The 14,909-nt window shown below is 71.3% G+C and carries 11 protein-coding genes; 8 read left to right on the plus strand and 3 right to left on the minus strand.

The genetic code is table 11. From position 1 onward, the window contains the following. Positions 1-110 precede the first annotated feature (110 nt). Positions 111-1,430, minus strand: a complete 1,320-nt coding sequence (locus tag ACI79G_RS19095; protein WP_456882678.1) for a UDP-glucose dehydrogenase family protein — start codon at positions 1,428-1,430, stop codon at positions 111-113. A gap of 544 nt (positions 1,431-1,974) precedes the next feature. Between ACI79G_RS19095 and ACI79G_RS19100 the strand changes: the two genes are divergently transcribed. From ACI79G_RS19100 to ACI79G_RS19115, 4 genes are all read left to right on the plus strand, one after another. Further along, entirely contained in the window at positions 1,975-3,201 is a 1,227-nt protein-coding gene (locus tag ACI79G_RS19100; protein WP_456882679.1) for a glycosyltransferase, read from the plus strand. Then, positions 3,198-4,913: a right-handed parallel beta-helix repeat-containing protein gene (locus tag ACI79G_RS19105; protein ID WP_456882680.1), complete on the plus strand. Its 1,716-nt coding sequence runs from the start codon at positions 3,198-3,200 to the stop codon at positions 4,911-4,913. The genes ACI79G_RS19100 and ACI79G_RS19105 overlap by 4 nt, the downstream gene beginning before the upstream one ends. Before the next feature lie 50 nt (positions 4,914-4,963). Next, complete coding sequence (locus ACI79G_RS19110; RefSeq protein ID WP_456882681.1) at positions 4,964-6,040, plus strand: right-handed parallel beta-helix repeat-containing protein; 1,077 nt, start codon at positions 4,964-4,966, stop codon at positions 6,038-6,040. Between the two features lie 366 nt (positions 6,041-6,406). Then, positions 6,407-6,559: a hypothetical protein gene (locus ACI79G_RS19115; RefSeq protein WP_456882682.1), complete on the plus strand. Its 153-nt coding sequence runs from the start codon at positions 6,407-6,409 to the stop codon at positions 6,557-6,559. Between the two features lie 260 nt (positions 6,560-6,819). Here ACI79G_RS19115 and ACI79G_RS19120 read toward each other — a convergent pair whose 3' ends face one another. Together ACI79G_RS19120 and ACI79G_RS19125 are read right to left on the minus strand one after the other, a co-directional pair. Then, positions 6,820-8,139 (minus strand): UDP-glucose dehydrogenase family protein, encoded by a 1,320-nt coding sequence (locus tag ACI79G_RS19120; protein ID WP_456882683.1) that lies wholly within the window; start codon positions 8,137-8,139, stop codon positions 6,820-6,822. A 90-nt stretch (positions 8,140-8,229) separates the two neighbouring features. Beyond that, a complete protein-coding gene (locus ACI79G_RS19125; RefSeq protein WP_456882684.1) occupies positions 8,230-8,394 on the minus strand; it encodes a hypothetical protein in 165 nt (54 codons plus the stop codon). 397 nt (positions 8,395-8,791) lie between these two features. Between ACI79G_RS19125 and ACI79G_RS19130 the strand changes: the two genes are divergently transcribed. The 4 genes from ACI79G_RS19130 to ACI79G_RS19145 all read left to right on the plus strand — a co-directional run bounded on the left by ACI79G_RS19130 (position 8,792) and on the right by ACI79G_RS19145 (position 14,900). After that, on the plus strand, positions 8,792-9,850 hold the full coding sequence (locus ACI79G_RS19130) for an LCP family protein (protein ID WP_456882685.1): 1,059 nt from the start codon (positions 8,792-8,794) through the stop codon (positions 9,848-9,850). Positions 9,851-9,949: 99 nt separating this feature from the next. Further along, entirely contained in the window at positions 9,950-10,219 is a 270-nt protein-coding gene (locus tag ACI79G_RS19135) for a hypothetical protein (protein ID WP_456882686.1), read from the plus strand. A 23-nt stretch (positions 10,220-10,242) separates the two neighbouring features. Then, positions 10,243-11,421 (plus strand): macrolide family glycosyltransferase, encoded by a 1,179-nt coding sequence (locus ACI79G_RS19140; RefSeq protein WP_456882687.1) that lies wholly within the window; start codon positions 10,243-10,245, stop codon positions 11,419-11,421. 572 nt (positions 11,422-11,993) lie between these two features. Further along, positions 11,994-14,900, plus strand: a complete 2,907-nt coding sequence (locus ACI79G_RS19145) for a hypothetical protein (RefSeq protein WP_456882688.1) — start codon at positions 11,994-11,996, stop codon at positions 14,898-14,900. The last annotated feature ends 9 nt before the right edge of the window (positions 14,901-14,909 follow it).

The raw sequence follows: 14,909 nt of genomic DNA on the forward strand, positions 1-14,909 counted from the left end.
CCCCGACGCCCCCGCCGCCCCCCCGCCCCCCCCGCCCCCCCCCCCCCCCCCCCCCCCCCCCCCCCCCCCCCCCCCCCCCCCCCCCCCCCCCACGGCCCTGCCGGTCGCCGTCAGCCGGCGCGGCGGCCCAGGGCGCGGTAGGTCCAGCCGGCGGCGGTCCAGGCCTCGCGGTCGAGCGCGTTGCGCCCGTCGAGCACCCGCTTCTGCGCGACCACCTCCCCGAAGGCGACCGGGTCCAGCTCGCGGTACTGCCGCCACTCGGTGAGCACCAGGACGGCGTCGGCGCGCTCGGCCGCCTCCTCGGGGGTGGCGGCGTAGTCCAGCTGCGGCCAGACCCGCCGCGAGTTCTCCACCGCCGCGGGGTCGGTGACCCGCACGACCGCGCCCTGCAGCTGCAGCTGGGCGGCCACGTTGAGAGCCGGGCTGTCGCGGATGTCGTCGCTGTCGGGCTTGAACGCCGCGCCCAGCACCGCCACCCGCTTGCCGAGCAGCGACTCGTCGCAGACCTCACGCGCCAGCTCCACCATCCGGATGCGGCGGCGCATGTTGATGTTGTCGACCTCGCGCAGGAACGTCAGCGCCTGGTCCGCGCCCAGCTCGCCGGCGCGGGCCATGAACGCCCGGATGTCCTTGGGCAGGCAACCGCCGCCGAAGCCGAGGCCGGCGTTGAGGAACTTGCGGCCGATCCGGTCGTCGTAGCCGATGGCGTCCGCGAGCTGCTTGACGTCGGCACCGGTGGCCTCGCACAGCTCGGCCATCGCGTTGATGAAGCTGATCTTCGTCGCCAGGAAGCTGTTGGCCGCGGTCTTCACCATCTCCGCCGTGGCGAAGTCGGCCACCACCTGCGGCGTCCCGCGGGCGACGATCGTCGCGTACACCTCGTCGAGCAGGCGGCGCGCGGTCTGCCCGTCCTCGCCCGCCGGTAGGCCGTAGACCAGCCGGTCGGGGTGCAGCGTGTCCTCGACCGCGAAGCCCTCGCGCAGGAACTCCGGGTTCCACGCCAGCATCGCGCCGGGGACCTTCTCCCCCACCAGCTCCGCCAGGCGCCCCGCCGTCCCCACCGGGACGGTCGACTTGCCGACGACGAGGTCGCCGGGCTCGAGGACGCCGAGCAGCGCCTCGGCGGCCTCCTGGACGAAGCGCAGGTCCGCGGCGTACTCGCCCCGGCGCTGCGGGGTGCCGACGCAGAGGAAGTGCACGCGCGAGCCGGCCGCGTCGGCCACGTCGGTGCTGAACCGCAGCCGGCCGGTGGCCAGCGTCCGCGCGAGCAGCTCCTCGAAGCCTGGCTCGAAGAACGGCGCCCGGGCCTCGTTGAGCGCCGCGACCTTGCGCTCGTCGACGTCGATGCCGACCACCTCGTGACCGAGTTCGGCCATCGACGCCGCGTGGACGGCGCCGAGATAACCGCAACCGACGACCGAGATCTTCATGGGGAACCCCCGAGGAATGGCGTGCCTGGAATCGCGCCACGGACTGCGGCGCGCTGGGCGGACGCTAGACCGACCCGGTTTCACCACGCCAACGAGGTGTCACACGAATGCGTTAACCCTGCGTGGTGCCGACTACGGATCGTGTTCCTACCAACGAGTCGGGTCAGTTCACCCACTGTTAACCTTCCTCGGCGTGCAGTCAGGCCATCACGTGACCCATAGTCACCCTCAGCGAGGTTGATCTTGTCGTCGCCTCGCTGACCTGGGGGACCGCGCCGCGCCGGCTCGGTCCGTGCTCCCGATGACGTGAGCGTCAGCGTCCACGACGACGTGGCCCCTTCCCCGAGTCCGCGTCCGACCGACCGTCCCCACCGGTCCGCCGTCCGGCCCGCACACCGTGCGGGCGCTGCGCAGAGTGATCGCGCCGGAAGGGCGCGCCGGTCGACGAGCCCTGCCCGAAAACAAGACAAAAGCGCCGCCGCGCCATTCTCGGAATGGTCGGCGCCGGCTTCCTGCACGGGGGTGCACCACTGTGTCCGACCTGATGTCCGCAATCGCCCGCGACTGGCATCTGCTGCTGCCCATCGGGGTCGTGGGCGCGCTGTCCTGGTCCATCTGGCTGATCCGCAAGCTGCTGTCCGCGCGCTACCGGCCGACGGTCAACGACTTCCGGACGACGACGTCGGTCGTCGTCCCGTCGTTCCGCGAGGACCCCGATGTCCTGGAGCGCTGCCTGGACACCTGGCTGGCACAGGACCCGACCGAGGTCATCGTCGTCCTGGACGTGGAGGACACCGAGGCCTTCGCCCGGCTGACCGCCCGCGACGACCCGCGGCTGACGGTCATCTCCTTCGCGCACGAGGGCAAGCGCTCGGCGCTGGGGGTGGGGATCCGCGCGGCGACCGGCGAGGTCCTCGTCCTCTGCGACTCGGACACCAGCTGGCAGCCGGGGCTGCTCGAGGCCGTGCAGATGCCGTTCGCCGACCCGGTGGTCGGCGCGGTGAGCACGCGGCAGAACGTCTACCTGCCGACGTCGAGCATCTGGCGGCGGGTGGCCGACTGGATCATCGACCTGCGCTACCTGGACTACGTGCCGGCCACCTCCCGGGCCGGGGCCGTGGTGTGCGTCTCGGGCCGGACGGCGGTCTACCGGCGCAGCGCCGTCCTGCCGGTGCTCGAGCACCTGGAGCACGAGTTCTTCCTCGGCCGGCGCTGCATCGCCGGGGACGACGGCCGGCTGACCTGGCTGGTGCTCGCCAGCGGCTACACGACCGTCTACCAGGACACCGCCCGGGCCCTGTCGATGTTCCCGAGCACCTTCCGCGCCTTCTGCAAGCAGCGGGTGCGGTGGAGCCGCAACTCCTACCGCTGCTACCTGACCGCGGCCTGGAAGGGCTGGCTCTGGCGGGTCCCGCTGGTCAGCCAGGTGACGGTGCTGCAGATCCTGTTCACGCCGGTGACGATGTTCGCCGCCGTCTACTACGTGGTCGCCTCCGGCTTCTCCGACCGCGGTTGGCAGGCACTGGGGCTGTCGCTGGCCTGGGTGCTCATCGGCCGGGCGATCCGCAGCGTCAGCCACCTGCGCCGCCGCCCCTCCGACCTGCTGATCCTGCCGCTGGTCGCCGTGGTGATCGCGATGGTGGCGCTGCCGATCAAGACCTACGCGCTGGTCACGATGAACAAGCAGGGCTGGCTGACCCGGCGGGCCGACCTCACCGGCGGCGAGGGCCAGGACGAGGCGAGCCTCGTCCCCGCGGCGGCGACCGCGTGAGCGCCCCCCGCCGACGGCTGGTCACCGGCCGCCGCCTGGTCGTCGCGTTCGTGCTCGTCGCCGCCGCGCTCACCGTCCCGCTGCTCACCGGGCCGCTGGCCGACCGGGAGGCTCAGCCGGTCGGTCCGGCGGCCCTGCCCGCCGCCATCGGCACGGCGCTGGACCGCACCGCCGCCGAGCGGCAGAGCGACATCCTGGCCGAGGAGGACCAGCGGCTGCTCACCCTCGTCGCCTCGGTGCGACCGGGCTCCGGGCCGTACACGATCACGCTCGACGGCGCGGACACCCTCGTGCTGACGCCGATGGGGCTGTCCTACGGCCTGGCCGACCTGGTGGCGCTCGGCGCGGCCGAGGTGCAGCCGGACGGTGCGGTGCTGCTGACCCGGCACGTCCTCGTCGCCCCGGGCGCCCGGCTGGTCATCGAGGCGCCGGGCACCACGCTGCGGCTGCGCAGCGAGCAGCGGGGCTTCGTCTCGCTGGTGTCGTGGAAGGCAGACCTGGTGCTGGCCGGGGGGGCGGACAGGAAGCTGAAGGTCACCAGCTGGGACCCGGCCGCCGGGGCGCCGGACGAGGAGGTCGCCGACGGCCGGGCCTACGTCCGCGAGGTCAGCGGCGACATGTCCGTCGTGGACACCAGGGTCGCGCACCTGGGCTTCTGGGCCGGGCGCACCAGCGGGGTCGCCTGGACCGGCTCGTCGAGCACCGAGGCGACCGGGCGCGTCGTCGACAGCGTCTTCCGGGACAACCACTACGGCGCCTTCGCCTCGCAGGGCGAGGGCCTGGAGTTCGTGCGGACGGCGTTCGTCGGCAACACCGTCGACGGGCTGTCGCTGCACCGCAGCACGGCCGGGACGACGATCGAGGGCTCCTCGGCGCGCGGCAACGGCCGGCACGGCTTCTCGGCCGACCAGGCCTCGGAGTCGGTGTCGTTCACCGAGGTGACCGCGGCGCGCAACGGTGCCTACGGCATCTTCTTCAGCGGCAGCCCACTGGCCGAGGGCATGTCGGCCGGCGGCGCGTCGCTGGAGGCCTACGGCGACGTGACGATCGACCAGGGCGAGCTGATCGGCAACGGCCGCGCCGGCGTCCGGGTGGTCGACGGCGACGACGTCGAGATCCGCGGCACGCACGTCGCCGACAACCGCGACGGCATCGTGCTGGTGGGCACGGCCGCGCCGACGAGCGTGCGCGACGCGGTCGTCACCGGGGCACACCGGTTCGGCATCACGGTGGACGGCGGGACGGCGACGCTGGAGGGCAACGAGGTGACCGGCAGCGGGACGGCGATCCGCGTGCGCGACGCCGAAGCCGCGGTGCGGGACAACACGGTCTCGGCGGCGACCGCGCACGGCATCTCGGTGGTCGGCGCGGCGGGCGGCTCGGTGGTCGAGGACAACACCCTCGGCGGGCGCGGGCCCAGCGGCCTGGACACCTTCCGGGTGCCCGAGGAGGTGACCGTGGCCCTGGCCGGCAACGACGTCGAGGGCTGGGAGACCGACCGCGACAACTGGACGTACTGGTCGACGTTCATCCCCAACCACCCGATGCTGCTGCTGTGGGTCGTCGTCCTCGGCGTCCCGCTGGGGCTGACGCTGCGGGCGCGGGGGCACCGGGTGGCCCCGGGCACCGCGCCCTACCGCGACGACCTGCGCCGCGAGCGCCCGGCGCCGCTGCGGGTGGACGTCGGCCGGCCCGCGGGGAACCACGCGTGAGCCGCCCCTGCGTCACCCGGCCGACATCCGGGGCTCCCTACGGTGGGCGCATGCGACGACCGTCCGGCCTGCTCGCGGCCGTCTGCCTGGTCCTGCTCACCGCCTGCACCTCGGGCGGCTCCGACGGGGCCGAGGCGGAGCCGTCGCCGTCCGCCCCCTCGACGTCGGCGGCCGCGCCGTCGTCCGCCGCCCCCTCCCCCGTGCCGGTGCCCACCACGCCCGTCGAGGGGTGCGACGGCGGCCGGGTGGTGGAGGTGTCGACGGCGCGCGACCTGCAGGCGGCGCTGGACGCCGCCCGGCCGGGTGAGGTGATCCGGCTGGCCGACGGTCGCTACGAGGGCAACTTCGTGGCCTCGGCCCAGGCCGGCGCCGAGGCGCCGATCCGGCTGTGCGGCGGGCGGGGCGCGGTGCTCGACGGCGGCGACGTCGACGGCGACTACACCCTGCACCTCTCCGGCGCGACGCACTGGCAGGTCAGCGGGCTGACGGTGACCGGCGGGCAGAAGGGCGTGATGGTCGACGCCGGCTCCGGCATCCGCCTCGAGGGGCTGCTGGTCACCTCGATGGGCGACGAGGCGATCCACCTGCGCACCAACAGCAGCGACAACGCCGTGGTGCGCAACACCATCCGCGACACCGGGCTGCGCAAGCCCAAGTTCGGCGAGGGCGTCTACGTGGGCAGCGCGGAGGGCAACTGGTGCCAGCTCACCGACTGCGCACCCGACCGCAGCGACCGCAACCTCATCGAGGGCAACGACATCGCCGGCACCACCGCCGAGGCCGTGGACATCAAGGAGGGCACCAGCGACGGGGTGCTGCGCGGCAACACCTTCGACGGCGCGGCGATGGTCGAGGCCGACTCCTGGGTGGACGTGAAGGGCAACGGCTGGAGGATCGAGGGCAACACCGGCACCTCGACGTCGGCCGACGGGTTCCAGGTGCACGAGGTGGTCGACGGCTGGGGCCGCGACACCGTCTTCTCCGGCAACGTGGTCAGCGGCGTCCCGGAGCTGGCGATCAACGTGGCCGGGCCGCGGGCGATCCGCACCACCACGACGGTGAGCTGCGACAACGAGGCCGGCGACGCGAGCGGCGGGCTGAGCAACGTGTCCTGCGGCGGCCGCTGAGCTCGGCGGACAGCCCCGCCGAGCCGCCCGACGCGCGGGTGTCGGACCGTGCGGCCGCTCCCCATGGCGGCGGGACCCGGTTCCGCTCGCCGCCGCTCGGGGCACCGTTCTCCCCGTCGCACCGCGCCGACCGATGGGCGAGGCCATGGACGAGAACGCCGTCCGCGCAGCGCTGCAGCACTACGTCGACCGCAGCCGGACCGGTGCGGACACCGCGTACGAGGTCTACCGCGAGGACGCCGTCCTGGAGTTCCCCAGTCCGGCGAGCGGTTCGAGGGCGTCGCCGACTTCCGTGAGTGGCGGCGGGGCCATCCGGCCGGGGTCGACGTCGAGATCCGTCGGGTGCGCGGCGGTGACCTCTGGGTCGTGGAACTGGCGCTCCGCTACGACGGCGAGCCGTGGAAGTACGGCGTCGACATCCTCGAGTTCTGGGACGGCAAGGTGTCCCGCGAGACGGCCTGCTCCATGGACGGCTGGGAGGCGCCGGAGTCGCGGGCCCGCTGGGCAGCCTCTCCGTGACCCGGGGTCGGCCGTCTCTGGTGGGGCGCTGAGGCCGTGCCCCCGGTCTGGCGTCGACGCAGCGGTTGGCGCTGGCCGACGTCGCGCCTGCCCATCGTGCCGCCGACGCCCCGCCCCGGTCCTGCTGCCCCGGCTGCGGTGCGCCCCTCACGGCAGAGGGGCCGTGCGACGTGTGCGGCGCCGACCCGGGCCAGGTCGACACCCGCTATGAGCCGCGCGGGCGCCCGTCGTCGGTGGGCGGACGTTCCGCGCGGTCGCCGTCAGCCGGCGCGGCGGCCCAGGGCGCGGTAGGTCCAGCCGGCGGCGGTCCAGGCCTCGCGGTCGAGGGCGTTGCGCCCGTCGAGCACCCGCTTCTGCGCGACCACCTTCCCGAAGGCGACCGGGTCCAGCTCGCGGTACTGCCGCCACTCGGTGAGCACCAGGACGGCGTCGGCGCGCTCGGCGGCCTCCTCGGGGGTGGCGGCGTAGTCCAGCTGCGGCCACTGACGGCGGGAGTTCTCGATCGCGGCGGGGTCGGTGACGGTGACGACGGCGCCCTGCAGCTGCAGCTGGGCGGCCACGTTGAGGGCCGGGCTGTCGCGGATGTCGTCGCTGTCGGGCTTGAAGGCGGCCCCGAGGACGGCGATGTGCTTGCCGAGCAGCGAGCCGTCGCAGACCTCGCGGGCGAGCTCGACCATGCGGATCCGGCGCCGCATGTTGATGTTGTCGACCTCGCGCAGGAACGTCAGCGCCTGGTCGGCCCCCAGCTCGCCGGCGCGGGCCATGAACGCCCGGATGTCCTTGGGCAGACAACCGCCGCCGAAGCCCAACCCGGCGTTGAGGAACTTGCGGCCGATCCGGTCGTCGAACCCGATCGCGTCCGCGAGCTGCTTGACGTCGGCACCCGTGGCCTCGCACAGCTCGGCCATCGCGTTGATAAAGCTGATCTTCGTGGCGAGGAACGAGTTGGCCGCCGTCTTCACCATCTCTGCCGTGGCGTAGTCGGTGACGACCTTGGGGGTGCCGGTGGCCACGATGGGCGCGTAGACCTCGTCGAGGGTGGCGGTGATCGTCTCGGCGTCCGGACCGTCGGGGACGCCGTAGACCAGCCGGTCGGGGTGCAGCGTGTCGCGGACGGCGAAGCCCTCGCGCAGGAACTCGGGATTCCAGGCCAGTAGGGAGCCCGGCACCTTCTCGCCGAACATGCGGGCGAGCTCCGCGGCCGTGCCGACCGGGACGGTCGACTTGCCCACGACCAGCTCGCCGGGCTCGAGCACCTGCAGCAGGGACTCCGCGGCCGCCTGGACGAAGCGCAGGTCGGCGGCGTACTCGCCGTGCTTCTGCGGGGTCCCGACGCAGACGAAGTGCACCTGCGCGCCGGCGGCGTCGTGGACGTCGGCGCTGAAGCTCAGCCGGCCCGACGCGAGGGAGTGCTGGAGCAGCTCGCCGAAGTCCGGCTCGTAGAACGGGGCCCGGCCCTCGCACAGGGCAGCGACCTTCCGCTGGTCGACGTCGATGCCGACCACCTCGTGGCCCAGCTCGGCCATCGACGCCGCGTGGACGGCGCCGAGATACCCGCAGCCGATGACCGAGATCCGCATGACCGTCGTGCCTTCCCTCTCGAGCCCCCTCAACCACTCAAGAACTGAAGTGCACCACGACGGGTGGCACGGCGCCCGGCGAGCGCGCGGTCAGGGAGCCGGACGGACGACGCCGCAGCGGCAGGTGTAGAGGCTCGAGCCGCTGAAGGCGTCGTCGCCGGTCCAGCGGAACCGGTGCCAGTGGGCGCGTCCGCTGGAGGACGTCGTCGCCCCGTCACCCGATCGGGCGCGACGGACCACCGGAAGCGTGAACACGTGCAGCAGTCTGCCTGAGCCGCTCACCCATTGAAAGCAGGAGGTACCGGTCCGTCACGGGCCCCACAGCCCCGCGCTCTGGGGGTCCCGCACGTCCGTCCACCTGCGCTCTACTGCGCATCGAGGTAGCGCACGGACGAGGAGGCACGCGTGGGGTGGGTGTGGACTGCCGTGGTGGTCTGGGTGCTGCTCGCCGTCCCCGTCGCCGTCCTGCTGGGCCGGAGCATCCGCAGCGCCGATCACCGGGAGCTCGAGACGCCCGGGCCCGACGCACCCGTCACCGCCACACAGGCGCGTTCAGCCAGGACGTGACCTCACCCCCAGGGGTAGCAGCCGCCTGACGGGCCCCTGCGCCGTCCGTACATTCGGTCGGGTCGTCTGGTGGACGGGGGCTCACGTGAGCAGTGTCGAGACCACGGCACCGGAGGCTGATGCCGAGACGGCGCCGCGGCGCCGCGGGCTGCGCCGGGTGCTCATCAGCATCGCCGCACTGGGCCTGGTGCTCGCGCTGGTCGTCGGCGGGGCCTTCTGGTTCCTCACCGACCGCTACGCCGGCAACATCGACCGCGTCTCCGACGTCTTCGCGAGCCTCGACGAAGGAGCCCGCCCCGCGCCGGCGACGCCGGCGCAGCAGGCCGGCGAGGAGCCGGTGACCTTCCTGCTCGTCGGGTCGGACACCCGCGCCACCGCCGAGGAGGGCATCGCCGCCGGCGGCCGCTCCGACGCGATCATGATCGCCCGGTTCTCGGCCGACCGGCAGCACGCGCAGCTCATCTCGGTCCCGCGCGACTCGTGGGTCGACATCCCCGGTCACGGCATGGACAAGGTGAACGCGGCCTACGCCTATGGTGGGCCGACGCTGCTGATCCAGACCGTCGAGCAGCTGACCGACGTCCGGATCGACCACTACGTCGCCATCGACTTCGAGGGGCTCGTCCAGGTCACCGACGACCTGGGCGGGGTGGACGTCGTCGTCGCGGAGACCACCAGCAACGGGCCGTACACCTTCCCCGCCGGCGTCAACCACCTCGACGGTGACCAGGCGCGCTGGTACCTCGGACAGCGCTACGGCCTGCCCGGCGGCGACTTCGACCGGGTGCGCAGGCAGCAGCAGTACCTGCAGGCGATGTTCGGCAAGCTGTTCAGCTCCGACACCTTCACCGACCCGGGCCGGTTGGACGCCGCGCTGCTGGCCGTGACGAGCGCGGTCGCGGTCGACGAGCAGTTGGGCAACACCGAGATGCTGTCGCTGGCGTACTCGCTGCGCGGGCTCACCCCGGACACCGTCGACTTCTTCACCGCGCCGGTGCTGGGCACGGGCACCGAGGGGGCGGCGAGCGTCGTGTACCTCGACGACGTCGCGGGCGAGCGCATGTGGGGCTACCTGCAGACCGACTCGCTGTCGCAGAACGCCGAGGTGTTCAGCACCCAGGCGCTGCCCGACGTCCCGCGCTGAGCCGGGCGACCCTCCGGCCGACGGGCCGGGCACGGCTTGTGCTCCACCGCGCCGACGGGTATGCCGGGTCATGAGACGACGGCGAGGCCGGAGGCCACCATGACGACTCGACCCAGCGCCGCGAGCGGCCCGCCCGACAACGAGACGAGCAGCAGCTCGACCGTCGGCGGCATGCCGGTCGGCGCCGCCGACGCGGAAGCAGACGCCCGGCACAGCGGAGCCGGTGACGACGAGCGACCGAGCAACGTCGGCGAGGGGTTTCAGCTGGACGTCGACCCCGGCCGAGAGACCGACGGCGGCGTCCCGGTGGGCCGAGCCGACGCGGAGGCCGACCGGATGGGTTCGATCGAGGACGACGACCGCACGTAGACAGCCCGGTCGGGAGGATCCCCGTGCGCAGGGCACGACACGTGCTGTTCGTGGCGCTCGCCGGGCACGGGCACGTCACCCCCACGCTGCCGCTGGTCGAGGAGCTCGTGCAGCGAGGCCATCGGGTCGCCTACGCCACCGCCGCCGACTTCGCCGACGCCGTGGCCGGCGCGGGTGCGCAGTGGGTGCAGCTGCCACCGATGGCGCCGTTCCGCCCCCCGGCGCAGGTCGGTCCGGAGCTGATCGCCTTCTGGTTCCGGCACTACTTCGCCGCGATGCGCGCGACCTACCCGGTGCTCCTCGAGTACTGCCGTACCGCTCGACCGGACGCGGTCTGCTACGACGTGACCAACTGGCCGGCCCGTCTGGCGGCGCACCACCGGGGCATCCCCGCCGTGCGGCTGATCCCCAACCTGGCGGAGAACGACAGGTACTCGCTCGACGACCGGCTCACCGAGGGGCTCGACCCGGACCACCCGCAGATGGCGGCCCTGGCCGAGGACTGTGCACGCTTCTCCGCCGAGTACGGGGTCGACCTGGACGTCGCTGGGACGATGGACGTTCCCGAAGCGGTGAACCTCGTCTTCATCCCCCGCGAGTTCCAGCCGGCCGGCGACTCGTTCGACGACCGCTTCTACTTCCTGGGCCCGTTGCTCGGTCGCCGTGAGCAGCAGGAGCCATGGTTCCCCCCGGACCCGCATGCTCTCGTGCTGTACATCTCGCTGGGCACGATCTTCACCGACAACCCCGCGTTCTACCGCACCTGCATCGAGGCCTTCGGCGACGGCCCCTGGCAGGTGGCGATGACCATCGGGGACCTGGACCGAGCCGCGATCGCGCCCATCCCACCCGGGATCGACGTCCGGCCGCGCTTCCCGCAACCCGCGGTGCTGCGCCATGCGCGGGCGTTCATCTCGCATGCCGGGATGAACTCCACGATGGAGGCCCTCTACTACGGCGTCCCCCTCGTGTGCCTCCCGCAGATGCCCGAACAGGTCGCCAACGCCGACCGCGTGGCCGAGCTGGGTCTCGGGGAACGCCTTGCCAGCGACACGCTGACCCCGGACGCCCTACGGCAAGCCGTCGCACGGGTCACCACGGATGAGCAGGTCCGGGCCAACCTCGAGCGCATGCGGCGGGCCATCCACGATGCCGGCGGAGCGGAGCGCGGCGCGGCGCTCATCGAAGGGCACCTGGCCTGAGATCACCCGGGCGACCATCAACTCCAGACAACGTCCGAACCTGGCCCGTGCCGACGTCGCTGGGTGACCCTGAGGGCGGCCTCCAGGACATCGCCGACTCTTGCCCACCTGTGTGAGCACGGCCGTTGCTGGCAGTCGTCCAGCTTCCGCCGAACCCTCATGACAGGACAGAGCGCGAAGACCCCCCTCTACAACTGCCCCTCATACGTTCTACGAGCGATGCCCCGTCTTCCGCCTGGACTATCCCCGGATCGGTGATGCCGCGGTAACGGCGCCGTGACGACCCCGTCCACATGCTTGTCGGTCGAGGAAGCAAGGGTCATGACAACCGTGCTCCCGTCGCCTGGCAGGTCAAGTTGGGAAGGTCATGGCTGGACTGCAGTCCTGTGTGGCGAGTCAGTCACAGCCGTCGGCCCGAGGACGGCATCGCTTCCACCGATCGCCGGTGCGGTGCCCGTGGGGAACACCTGGTACTTCCCCGACGCATGGATGCACGGGCGCGCTCACCTGAAGGCAGAGCGTCAGTGCCGACCATGCGGTGGTGGTACATGCAGAGACACGTGAGGCGGAGGATGAGACAGGCCGAGAAGGACCAGCTCTTCGAATGCGCCATGGAGTGGGTCCTCCAGGACCCGGATGTCCTGCGCCAACAGCACGACGCAGGGTGCAGCACTCAGGACCTGAAGAAGCTCCTGGATGACCGCAGAGAGCAGCTGTGGGACTCCATGAAGGCGTACGTAGAGCCGGTAGACCGCGTCGACCGTGCCCTCGAGACGATTCGCGAACTCCTCGTATGCGAGGTGGCTTTGGAGGACCCGCTGCTGGTGACGTCTGGGGGTGTCGAGGCTGCGACCGAGGCCATTACCGAAGGGGAGCCGACGGTCGGTCGCGGAACCCGGGGCCGGCGTGCCTCCCGGGTCAAGGAGGCTCAAGAGGCCGACCCGGACTCGCGTGAATTGCTGCGTCGCCGCGAGGAGGAGGTCAGACGACTCGAAGTCGGCCTCGCGAGGCGGCGGATGCTCCCCCTACTGAGGACCTGGATGGCCGATTGTCGGAAGCAGGAGACTCGCGCCGCGTACCGCGAGGACCTGTCGATTCCGAACAATGCGGTGCTTCGCGGCGATCCGGACGTCGAGACGCTGCACGAAGAGAACGCCTCACGAGAGCGCTTGCAACGCACACTGCAGCGCCTGCGGCAAGGTAGCGTCGGCTTGGCCGGACCACGAGGGAGTGGCAAGAGCACCATTCTGAAGCTCGAGTGCTCGGGGTCCACACCGGACCTCTTGAGGGTGAAGGTGGACGCCCCCGCCCACTACGACCCACGAGAGTTCCTGCTGTCGTTGTTCTCCCTCGTGTGCAAGGAGGTGCTGAGCGCTGCAGGGGAGAGGTTCACGACAGTCGATGACGACAGCGACTCCCTGTCCCCTTCCCGTCACAGCATCATGGAGGTCCTTCGGTTCATCGCCCTTCCGGCGCTGGCCGGCATGGTGGGACTTGTGCTGGTACTGCAGTTCGTCGCCCAGTTCGGCGTCACCGACACGGCGCGTGCAATCCCGGTGGCGGTGGCGGCATTGGCCACCAGCATCTCCTGTGGAATTGCCACGCTACGTCGGCCCCTCATCGGGAAGGTGGTGGACCGCCTTCCCGCGGCGCAGCGGTCGCATGCGACCCAGAGATCTCGGAGCCGCGCTCACCACGGACGACGTTGGTACGCCGTCGTGGCGTACACCTTCTTCGTCGGCACGACACTCATCCTCGGCACGCTGCCAGCGCTTCCCTGGTTGACGGTGCGACGCAGCGTCGCTTTCGTCCTGCTGGCCACGGGGATCGCAGTTGTCCTGGCCCGCTTCGAGTTGCTTCATCGACGCGCCAGCGATGTCCTGAACCGCGGCCTCGACGGCGCTGCATTTTGTGCCGCCCTGTTCGGCTGCGGACTCCTCCTGCCAACTCCCCTCTTCGATCCGGACGCTCGACTCATCGCCGGAAGCGTGTTGGTCGCCCTCGGCAGCACGATGCTGGCGGAGGACAGCAGCTGGCGCTCAGCCTTGTCCTCAGCACCGACCGCGGTCACGAGCGATGACGTCTCGCAGTACGCCAAGATGCAGGACGGCGGGAGTCGGTCGAGCCACGAGCGGAAGGAGCTCCTGAAGCTGGCCCGAGAGGGCCTGCGACGGTTCGAGTATCAGCGCACTGTGGCCACGGGATGGACATCCGCGGTCAGGTTGGGCGCTTCGACCTACGTACCCGTAGGTGTCGACAACACCGCCACCGCTACTACGACTGAGGTGGAGGTTGCCTGGACCACCCCGGAGATCATCCGCCGGATCGAGGACCTACTCGCCAGGCAGGACGGCGCCATCATTGGGATCGACGAGCTCGACCAGCTGGAGTCCGAGGACAAGGCCCGCGCTTTCTTGCATGACATCAAGGGGCTCTTCTCGGCCAAGAGCACGCGATTCCTGGTGTCGATGTCAGAGGACGCCATCGCGAGTTTTGAGCGTCGGGGCCTACCCTTCCGAGACGTCTTCGACAGCGCTTTCGACGAGGTCGTCCGGGTGTCCTACTTCACATATGCCGAGTCGAAGGAACTGATCAGGCGGCGGGCTGGGCAAGACGCCGCTCCACCGTTCATCGCCTTGGCCCACTGCCTCTCGGGCGGACTCGCCCGCGATCTCATCCGCACCCTCGACCACATGGTGGAGCACTCGCTGTTCACCGGAAGGCGCCAGTTCCCATCCGTGGCGAGCGGTGTCGTGCACCGGGACCTGGAGTCAAAGTACCTCGGAACCCGGGCGGCTATCAGGCCAATACCGTTGGAACCCCAGGTCACCGAGGTGATCACCGCACTGTACCGCCTCGATCGCTGCTCACCGGGCATCGCCCAGCAAGACCCTACCAAATGTCTGCAGCGCCCCGACTGGCTGAACCAGATCTCGAGGGTCCACCTCTCCCCACTCGGGATGTCCAATTCAGACGTGGAGGCTCTTCGGGCCCTGCAGCGATTGACTGGGGAGTACTTGGCGTTCGCCTACTTCTGCCGGACCCTGCTCGAGTTTTTCGACATCACCAGCGATGCGGGTCTCGCCCGACTCTGGAAGGCAGAGGAGGCGCCGGGAACCGAGCGCATGAGCCTTGATTACCTGGCTCGCGCCAGGCAGCACCTCACCATCAACCCGCATCTCGCCTGGGAGATGATAAGCAACTTCCGCGAGCAGGCCTTGTGGGAGGTCGCACCCACGTCGCGGCGGCTGGAGTTCCCCGCGAACCTCCTGACCCGGAACACCTCCGAAGGGGACGAGGTCGCACTCGCGGAGAGACTGGCACGGCTTGAGACCCTGGTTCTCGGGGAGCGATCTCCCTCGCCCGCGGCGGAGCAGAACGCCGCTCATGGCGGCGCACATGGCGTTCAGGACGGCCAGCCAGGTGCCGCGGCGGCACACAGGATGACACCTCTCGACCTTTGGGGAGGATGCGCATGACGTTTCGAA

This window comes from Geodermatophilus sp. SYSU D00779 (genome assembly GCF_054050595.1).

What these genes read in the sequence shown, in the direction of transcription:
- ACI79G_RS19095 (WP_456882678.1), bottom strand. Translation starts at nt 1,430, where the DNA reads ATGAAGATCTCGGTCGTCGGTTGCGGTTATCTCGGCGCCGTCCACGCG.
- ACI79G_RS19100 (WP_456882679.1), top strand. Translation starts at nt 1,975, where the DNA reads ATGTCCGCAATCGCCCGCGACTGGCATCTGCTGCTGCCCATCGGGGTC.
- ACI79G_RS19110 (WP_456882681.1), top strand. Translation starts at nt 4,964, where the DNA reads ATGCGACGACCGTCCGGCCTGCTCGCGGCCGTCTGCCTGGTCCTGCTC.
- ACI79G_RS19120 (WP_456882683.1), bottom strand. Translation starts at nt 8,139, where the DNA reads ATGCGGATCTCGGTCATCGGCTGCGGGTATCTCGGCGCCGTCCACGCG.
- ACI79G_RS19135 (WP_456882686.1), top strand. Translation starts at nt 9,950, where the DNA reads ATGACGACTCGACCCAGCGCCGCGAGCGGCCCGCCCGACAACGAGACG.
- ACI79G_RS19145 (WP_456882688.1), top strand. Translation starts at nt 11,994, where the DNA reads ATGAGACAGGCCGAGAAGGACCAGCTCTTCGAATGCGCCATGGAGTGG.